Consider the following 9,019-nt stretch of genomic DNA (forward strand, 5'->3'; position numbering starts at 1 on the left):
GTTCTATGGATCTCAATGAAAGCCTCCTTCTGATAGACTGGAGCCTTTAGTAGGCAATCACCCTTGGGCAATCAGTCTGGTATTATTGATCTTCTTTGCGACGATAGACAACTTTCCACAAGCTAGTCGCAAGGAAGGTTAGCAAGCCATAAACTGTCCAGATATTTACTGTTTCTCCAGTTTCAGGCAAGTGAGCTTCCTCCTTTTCAGGCAAGTGAGCGACACTTTCCTCTCCTTGGCTTTTGCTTTCGCTGACGTGTGCTAATTGAGCCAATTCTTCTTTCTGTTCTTTACGGAAGTCCATTTGGTCTCGTCCGACTGGTGGTTGTTGTTCCAGATGACTAGCTTGATCAGCAACAGAGACCTTACCGGCTTCTTCCACTACAGTAGGCTTCTTCTTAGCGATTGGGAGAATACGATCTGCCAAGCTTGCATATTCGGTATCCTTTTCACTTGGTTGGTAGCGGAATAAAAGCGACCGACTAGCTTCGACAGTTGGGATGGTTGTTGAAATAGAGTCTGTCTTGAAGGTCACTTCATATGGATCCGCAAAATAGATATAATCCGGATCATAGGTGTGTAGGCTCAAGACCAGACGATGACCTTTTTTCACTGTATACAAGTTTGGTTGCAAGTACATGGTGTAATCATGGAATTCATTTTCTTTCACATCGATGGACCGGCTAGAGCTAGCAGAGTCATAGCGAGAAGCTGGATTGGCCAGATTCATCCAACCACGCGCAATTACCACACTCTTAACCTTGTGGGTCTTGTAACGTTTGAGAGGCAAGGTTTCAAGGTTGCTACCATTCCAGTAGCCTGTCTCATCGATGGTTTCTTTTTCCAGTGTGCGCGTGCTGTAGCCATCTTTATCATAGGTGATTTCTTCCTTGACCACATCAAATTCCTCATCGGAAACATCCATCAGGGTCGCACTGACATGGGCATGGTTCTTGTCTCCCTTGACAAAAGCTGCGCTAAAATGCACCGGAATATGACCTTTGATGGTCGTATCTTGGTCGACGGTAGCTGCATAGGAAGCTGCCACTTCGGAAGAATGGAAGGCCGCATCCTGGTTGCGTGTGGTCCAGTTGTTTCCTGTGCCATAATAATCCCCCGTTACCGTTACCTCTTCCCGCTTGGAGTAGATCCGACCTGAGATAGCTTGATCCGTATCCCATTTGTCAAAACGGTGCCACTTGCTAGGATCCAAATTGTCCTGAGCCGTTACTTGTGGGAGATTTTCAATGCCATTTTCGATACCGTAGAGGTAATGACTATACCAGAGATTCATCAGGTCATTAAAGGCTTGTCCTGCCACTTCTGTCCCTGACCAACGAGTGGATGGATAGATGTGATTGCCCTGGTGGAGCAAGACCTTGGGATCGATCCCCGCCTTCTTATAGGCTTCCAGCATGAGTTCGAAATGTTTAGGCTTGACGTTGTCATCATTGAGCCCTTGGATAATGAGAGGGGCCGCCTTTAAGTTGGCTGCGTTGAGCGTGTAGTCGCGTTTGGCATATTCTTCGTTATAATTATGACCATCCTTGTGTTGGAGTTCATTGAGCTTGGTGATATAGGCTGCATAGTAATCCTTGACCTTGTCCCAATCTTCCTTGTCAAGGATCCGACCAGAGGTATAGACAGATAGCCAAGAAAGGTCATTGGATGCTCCTGTATCAAGGGGAGATCCTTGGCTGTTGAAATGGTCATACCAACTAGCGATCCCTGCTGCTGGCACAATGGTCTTGAGACCTTCCACTCCAGTAGACGCCACTCCAAAAGTTGTCGTACCTGCCCAAGACAAGCCTGTCATAGCGACATTGCCGTTGGACCAGTCTGCCTTGACTTCGTGGTTGCTAGTCTTATCAGAGTAGGCTTTGCGTTTGCCATTGAGCCACTCCACAATATTCTTGTAAGCTGCCACTTCAAGGTCTGAGCCGGTCGTATTGATCCCATCGGATCCTTTTGAGCCCAAACCACTACTGGTCACCACTGCATAGCCACGAACCAAGTAGTAATTGTACCAGTTGAGATTTTCATAGTCATAGTGTGTATAGTCATCCGAGCTTTCACGAGGATTGACATAGTACCATTCTTTTGGATCGGTCGCTTTGGCTACTTCTTCTGTCGTTACAGTTTTGCTGGCTTGGCGTTTGGCAGGTTTTTCATAGAGCTTGGCCATCTCGAAGTTTCCACCTTCTTTGAGACCAATTCCCTCTAAGGTACGCTCTTCGGTCGTCCCTGTTACATAAGGGCTAGCTTCAAAGATACTGGCAGCCTTATAGTCCCCATTGACAGCAGCTTTTGGCACCTGTACAAAAGTCTTGACCAAGTCAGGTTTGCCGTCTCCATCCGTATCATAGTCAGTTTCAACATAGACAATATAGCGGACGATGTCACTCTTGTCATAGGAATAATGCTCAATATCATCCCCAGGTGAAAATGGGAAGATGGGCTGGGCTCGTCCATTCAAAAAGAGAGGTTTCTTCCGATCAGCTCGGTATGCAGTATGGAGCTTTTTAGCCACTTCTACCATGCTGGAGAGGTCCGTGACCGGTGCAGAACCCTCTACTCCCTCCTTGACCATTCCTAAGCTCTTAGCAAATGCCAATCGATCTTTATCGGTAGACCCGACTTGATTCTCCTTGGTCGAGGCCCAGTTGAAGAGCTGGTTGACAGCGTCTATCACTGTAGCTTCCTTCTTCACATCTGACTCTGCTACTGGTTGACCAGTCACTTCTGAAAGTTCTCCTAGAGTCACTTTAGGAGCGCTAGAAACTGGAGAAGGATTCTTCTCTGCAACAGACACTTCTGCTGATTGAGGAGCATCACTAGTAGGCTGGACTGGAGCTTTTTCTGCTACAGCAGTCTCCTTGGTCGGAGAGGATTCATTTCCCGTTGTCGGCTGAATCGTTGTAGGACCTGTTTCAGCAGTCGCTTGGTCCAAGTTAGGTTGATTCGTAAGCTCCTTCTTAGGAGACAGTTCCTCACTTGCTGGAACTGCATCTGAAATAGGAGTGGCTTCAGCTGTACTTGGCTGTCCCACCTGGGTAGTCAAGGCTGGTTCTACACCATTCGTAGCCACTTCCTCCGCCTGGACATGGCGTGCCAAAACAACTGGACTCAGTAACAAACTTGCAAAAACAATCGAAACAAGGCTAGATTTTTTCATATACAAACTCCTTTGAAAGGTGTCGTTTTAACGGGTTATCCGAAACGACAATAAGTAGACAAGATCATTTTTTAATAGATGCAGTAAAAACGAATCCTCCTTTCAACAACGGCATCTCCTCCTGTCAGCAAGCTAGAATTCCTCTCATCTGGTATTCAGCCAGCTTTCAAACAGGGTAACAACTTAACTGACAGCAGGGAAGATCCTACAGACATTCCTTCCTGTCAATCAAATGATGGAGACACTTCTTCGACTGATAACCCCTTCTTAGACAGATTGAGCGAACTTGAACAAAACCGAAAAAATAGTTCCTATTCATGAGGGCAAATTCCCCATTTTTCTCATGCGAGAGCTCGTTTCTAGCCCATTTTTCTTTTATCCAATAAAGACAGCGTTTTCGAGAGTGCAAACCTTTGCCCTATCCTGTCATTTTTGGTAAAATAAAGCATTAATTCACGAAAGATGAGAACAAAATGGAAAATCAAACCTTAATGCAATATTTTGAATGGTACTTGCCCTCGGATGGTCAACACTGGTCCCGCTTAGCTGCAGATGCTCCTGACCTGGCAGATTTGGGCATTCGTAAAATCTGGATGCCACCTGCTTTTAAAGCGACATCTGCTAATGATGTCGGCTACGGCGTCTATGACCTCTTTGACCTCGGAGAATTCGACCAAAAAGGGACTGTCCGGACCAAATACGGGTTCAAAGAGGACTACTTGCAAGCCATCCAGGCCTTAAAAGAAGCTGGAATTCAGCCCATGGCCGATGTGGTGCTCAACCATAAGGCAGCAGCCGATGGATTAGAAAAATTTGAAGTGGTCGAAGTGGACCCTAACGATCGGACCATCGTCTTGACAGAGCCCTTTACTATCAAAGGATGGACCAAATTTACCTTTGATGGTCGAAACGGAGCCTACAATGACTTCCACTGGCACTGGTACCACTTCACCGGTACCGACTACGATGCTTCCCGCAATAAAAGTGGCATCTACCAGATCCAAGGGGACAACAAAGGCTGGGCTCAGGATGATCTGGTCGACAGCGAAAACGGCAACTATGATTACCTCATGTATGCCGATATCGACTTCAAACACCCAGAAGTGGTCGAAAACCTCAACCAATGGGCTGAATGGTTTATTGAAACAACTGGGGTAGAAGGCTTCCGTCTCGATGCGGTTAAACACATCGACTCCTTCTTTATGAAGAACTTCATCCAGCAAATCACGGACAAATATGGAGACGATTTCTATGTATTTGGTGAGTTTTGGAACGGGGATGAACAAAGCAACAATGACTACCTAGCTAGCATTGACTATCAGTTCGACTTAGTCGACGTTGCCCTCCACCAAAATCTCTTTAGAGCTAGCCAAGAAGAGGAAAACTTTGATTTAACCACTATTTTCAATGGTACGCTCGCAAGCAATCATCCAGAAAGTGCTGTAACCTTTGTCGATAATCACGATACCCAGAGAGGACAAGCCTTAGAGTCCACTGTTGGTGAATGGTTCAAGCCTGCTGCTTACGCCCTCATTCTCCTCCGCGAGGCCGGACTTCCATGTGTCTTTTATGGAGACTATTACGGCATTTCAGGGGACTTTGCCCAGCAGGATTTCCAAGCCGAGCTTGATCAACTCCTTCGTATCCGCAAAGACTTAGCCTACGGTGAACAAAAAGACTACTTTGACGATCCTAACTGCATTGGTTGGACTCGCTCTGGAACGGAAGAGTCTGCTCCTATCGCCTGCGTCATTTCAAATGCGGCTGCATCTGCCAAACGCATGGAAATCAGCCAAGCATATGCAGGACAGACCTACTACGATGCCCTAGGAAATTACCAAGAACCCGTTCAAATCCAAGAAGACGGCTGGGCTGATTTCCCAGTCTCAGAACGTTCTGTCAGCGTATGGATTTTGGCAGACTAACTAGAAAATTTAATTGACTGAAGAGGCTGGGACAAAAGTTCTAGCCTTTCAATTGTCTTTGGATTGTCGAGCAAGACGCAGTGGTTGAGTGGGCTCTACTACGCTGATTTCATCAGCTTTTACAGCCCTACTCAACTGTGCGGAGGTGGGACGATGAAATCGAATTCTAACGAATTACCGATTTCTGTCCCACTCTCTTTCTTATATTTTATAGCAAACCACAGGTTCATTCTAACACCTTAGGAAAGCGCTGTCAATTCCTTATCTTATTCTGTCAACAAATTCATAAAAAGAAAAAAACTCGCCCACTTCCATTATCGGAAATGAACGAGTTTGATTCGCTAAGAAGCCAAGGGCTCCTTTTATCTTAGCTTAATTCCGCAACAATCGCTTTGAGTTGTTCTTTGGTGTGAACACCAGCGACTTGTTTCACCACTTGGCCATCTTTCTTGAACAAGAGTGTTGGGATAGACATGATGCCAAAGTTACGAGCAGTGTTTGGATTTTCATCCACATCCATCTTAAAGATCTTCAAGTCATCTTCATGGATCTCTTCTGCCAACTGTTCCAAGATCGGTGCCTGCATCCGGCAAGGACCACACCAAGTTGCCCAAAAGTCCACCAAGACCAAGCCTTGGCTAGTTTCTTGTTCAAATGTTGCATCTGTTAGTACGTGTACCATAGTTCCTCCTTTGATCAGTGCTTTCCACTAATCTCTCATTGATAGTTCTATTCTACACCAAAATTCTAGTTTTTAGAAATATTTGCTACGTTCTCAGCCTTGGACATCTTCTTTCTTTTTCTTCCAGAAAAGAAGGCTAGATAAGAGGAGGGTACCTAACCCATAGTATCCTATCCATTCCTCTTCAGTGCCTGTTTGAGGAAGCTGACCTGCTTTTTCTTGCGCTGGAACTACTGCTTTACCCGTCTCATAGACAAATGTTTGTCCATAAGCAACAGATAGAGATTCTGGTTTTGCAGTTTCTTTCTCAGCCGTTTTGACGAGAGGACGAAGATTTGTATCAGCAGGAATCTCTGATCTACCATATCTTTCAGGCTCTGGAAGGACTGGCAGATGGTATTCTTCGATGTAATGAACTGCTGGTTCTACCAATTTAGCTCCTTGAATCTCTGGAAGGGCAGCATAAGCTGTATCAGCTGCATTAGGAAGATAAGTAGCTACTTGCGAACGCGTTCCTTCTACAATCGGAATGGTCGCACGGATCGAATCTGTCTTGAAGGTGACTTCATAAGGATTTTCAACAGTTAAGTCTGATGGATCATAGGTATTGAAGACTAGGGCTAGCTTATGGCCCTTTTTAACTGTATAGAGGTTTGGTTGGAGATGGACCGTATAGTCGTGGAATTCTCCAACTTTTGGCTCGATACTATTTCTTGAGCTGGCTGAATCATAGCCAGACTCAGGGTTGGCCAGGTTGATCCATCCTTTGGCAATGACCTTGTATTTGGTCTTAATGGTCTCAAACTCTGCTACAGAGAGATTAGAAAGGTTACTTCCCATCCAGAAGCCATCTGCTTTTTTATCCGCCTTGACGCCACCATTGCCGACCACATCAAATTCCTCATCAGAGACGTCGACTAAAAGGGCATTGATCTGAAAGTTTTTGCCTTTCCCCTTAGCCAGGGCTGCCTTGAAGTGCACAGGGATATGCCCTTTGATGGTAGTATCTTCTGTCACTTCTGACACGAAGGTCATGTTGGCTTTTGAAGAACCTTGGCTCACAGTTTCGTTGCGTTTAGCAATCTCTATGCCAGCTCCTGCGTAATCGCTTGAAATCGTCTCTTCCAAGCGTTTCGACTGGGCATTGAGGAAGAGGCGTTGCGAAGTCTTCCAATTATCATAAGTGGTCCACTTGCTTGGATCATAGTTGTTTTGCGCCAAGACAGCTGGTAATTTTTCTACCTGATTCTCCACTCCATATAGGTAATGGGTCAGCCAGGTATTGAGCAGGTCATAGAAATCTTGTCCATTGGCCTGAATACCATAACCACGGGACATGGCTGCTGGATAGACATGGTCTCCCTGGTGGAGATAGAGCTTGACATCTTGGCCTGCCTTCTTGAGGGCATCGTACATGAGTTCAAAATGCTTGGTTTTAACGTTGTCATCATTCAAGCCATGAACCAAGAGGGCACTGGTCTTGAATTTTTCAGGATGAAGGGTATAATCCCGCTCCTTCCAGACATCGCTGTAATTGCGTTCATGCGCATTTTGATCCTTGTTGAGCTGGTTGATATAGTTGGCATAATTTTGCCAAATACCAGCCCAATCGTTTTGATCCAGCATCCGCGTGCTAACGTAGAGGGAGAGCCATGAAAGGTCACTATAAGGTGCATTGCCAAACTGGGTTCCTTGACTATTGAAATAATCATACCAAGAGGCGATTCCTGCTGCCGGAACGATAGTCTTTAGGCCTTCTACGCCTGTCGCTGCCACACCAAAGGTCGTGGTTCCAGCCCAGGATAGACCGGTCATAGCAACATTTCCTGTAGCCCAGTCTGCCTTGATTTCGACATTGCTGGTCTTATCGGTGTAGGCCTTGCGTTTGCCATTGACCCACTCGATAATATTCTTAAAGGCATTGATTTCGAGATCAGATCCTGTAGTGTTAAATCCTTCTGATCCCTTGGTACCAAGTCCTGCACTGGAGATAAAAGCATAGCCTCTGACCAAGAAATAGTCGTACCAGTTGAGATTTTCGTAGTCATAGATATACTCGTAGGGACTGTAGTAATACCAATCCGAAGCCTTGGCCTTCTTAGCCGCTTCTACTGTTGACGAGTTTCCAACTGCCTGACGTTTAGCCGGTTGCTTCCGCAATTTCTTCATATCATAGGAGCCATCTGTCGGTAAGCCCAAACTTTCAAGGGTCACATAGTTCTCATCCAAGGTTCCTGCTACATAAGGACGTGCTTCCAGAATGGTCGCCGCCTTAAAGTCTCCCCTGGCAACTGCCTTAGGCAACTGGACAATGGCCTTGACTAGGTCAGGCTTGCCATCCGCATCTGTATCGTAATCGGTCTCCACATAGACTGGGAAGCGGACGATTTCGCTATCCTCATAGTGATAGTCTTCATCTGATTTTTCCCCAGTTGTATAAGGGAAGATGGGTTGAGCCCGCCCATTTAAAAAGAGAGGAGCTTTCTTCTCAGAGCGATAGGCATCATAGAGTTTCTTAGCAATGCTATACATATTGGTCAGCTCTTCTTGACTGACCTTGCGGTTCAAGTCCTCTTGAGTACTGATCATTCCTAGACTCTTAGCAAAGCGTTCCCGATCCGCAGCCGATTGACCGACCTGTTTGGAATCCGTCGCAGCCCACTGAAGCAATTCATCAACAGCATTTTGAACCGTTAATTCCTTATCCTTGAGCTCACTATTTGCCAGGCTACCTGTATAAGAAGTTAAGGCTTGTCCTGTAGCTGGTGTTGATGTTCCCGTCGAAGCCGCTGGACTAGCTGGGACACCTGCCCCCTGAGGTGCCTGTGGGTGGTTTGTTTTCTCAGTTACCGTCACGGTCTTTTCTTGTTCGACTGGCTTGTCAGCCTTCTCCGTCTCTGCCGGAGCAATTGGACTCGGTCCTGCAGGTTCAGAAGTCTCTACTTCCTTCTTAGGATCCACACTTGGAGCGGATGCAGACTGGTCTGCTTGAGATTGGGAAGCCGCTCCTTCAGAAGCTACAGGCTCCGGAGCCACCTGAGTCACCACTTCTTTCGTTGGAGCAAGCTCTGCTAGGTTCTCATCTGCTGCTACCACTTGATTTAAGACAAATGGAGCTAGCAGAAGGCTTGAAGCCACCATGGACACCACTGTTTTCTTTTTCGATAAATTGCAAGAATAAGTGCAACATTTACTTGAACTCATCCTCTAGAGCTTCACAAGCAGTTCTGTAAGCTA

Annotated in this window: 4 protein-coding genes; 1 reads left to right on the forward strand and 3 read right to left on the reverse strand. The window is 46.1% G+C overall.

The window, feature by feature from the left end; genetic code table 11:
• Positions 1 to 82: 82 nt before the first annotated feature.
• Positions 83 to 3,175 (reverse strand): CocE/NonD family hydrolase, encoded by a 3,093-nt coding sequence (locus K1J10_RS05265; protein ID WP_223356108.1) that lies wholly within the window; start codon positions 3,173 to 3,175, stop codon positions 83 to 85.
• 473 nt (positions 3,176 to 3,648) lie between these two features.
• On the opposite strand from K1J10_RS05265, the gene K1J10_RS05270 reads away from it, so the two are divergent.
• Positions 3,649 to 5,100, forward strand: coding sequence for an alpha-amylase (locus K1J10_RS05270; RefSeq protein WP_223356109.1), 1,452 nt, complete (start codon positions 3,649 to 3,651; stop codon positions 5,098 to 5,100).
• A 367-nt stretch (positions 5,101 to 5,467) separates the two neighbouring features.
• Here K1J10_RS05270 and trxA read toward each other — a convergent pair whose 3' ends face one another.
• Both trxA and K1J10_RS05280 read right to left on the reverse strand, forming a co-directional pair.
• On the reverse strand, positions 5,468 to 5,782 hold the full coding sequence (gene trxA, locus K1J10_RS05275; RefSeq protein ID WP_006595996.1) for a thioredoxin: 315 nt from the start codon (positions 5,780 to 5,782) through the stop codon (positions 5,468 to 5,470).
• A gap of 93 nt (positions 5,783 to 5,875) precedes the next feature.
• Positions 5,876 to 8,986, reverse strand: coding sequence for a CocE/NonD family hydrolase (locus K1J10_RS05280; RefSeq protein ID WP_223356110.1), 3,111 nt, complete (start codon positions 8,984 to 8,986; stop codon positions 5,876 to 5,878).
• Between the last annotated feature and the right edge of the window lie 33 nt (positions 8,987 to 9,019).

Origin of the sequence: Streptococcus australis, assembly GCF_019930045.1 — a bacterium.
Classification (GTDB): domain Bacteria; phylum Bacillota; class Bacilli; order Lactobacillales; family Streptococcaceae; genus Streptococcus; species Streptococcus australis_D.

What these genes read in the sequence shown, in the direction of transcription:
- K1J10_RS05265 (WP_223356108.1), bottom strand. Translation starts at nt 3,175, where the DNA reads ATGAAAAAATCTAGCCTTGTTTCGATTGTTTTTGCAAGTTTGTTACTG.
- K1J10_RS05270 (WP_223356109.1), top strand. Translation starts at nt 3,649, where the DNA reads ATGGAAAATCAAACCTTAATGCAATATTTTGAATGGTACTTGCCCTCG.
- trxA (WP_006595996.1), bottom strand. Translation starts at nt 5,782, where the DNA reads ATGGTACACGTACTAACAGATGCAACATTTGAACAAGAAACTAGCCAA.
- K1J10_RS05280 (WP_223356110.1), bottom strand. Translation starts at nt 8,986, where the DNA reads ATGAGTTCAAGTAAATGTTGCACTTATTCTTGCAATTTATCGAAAAAG.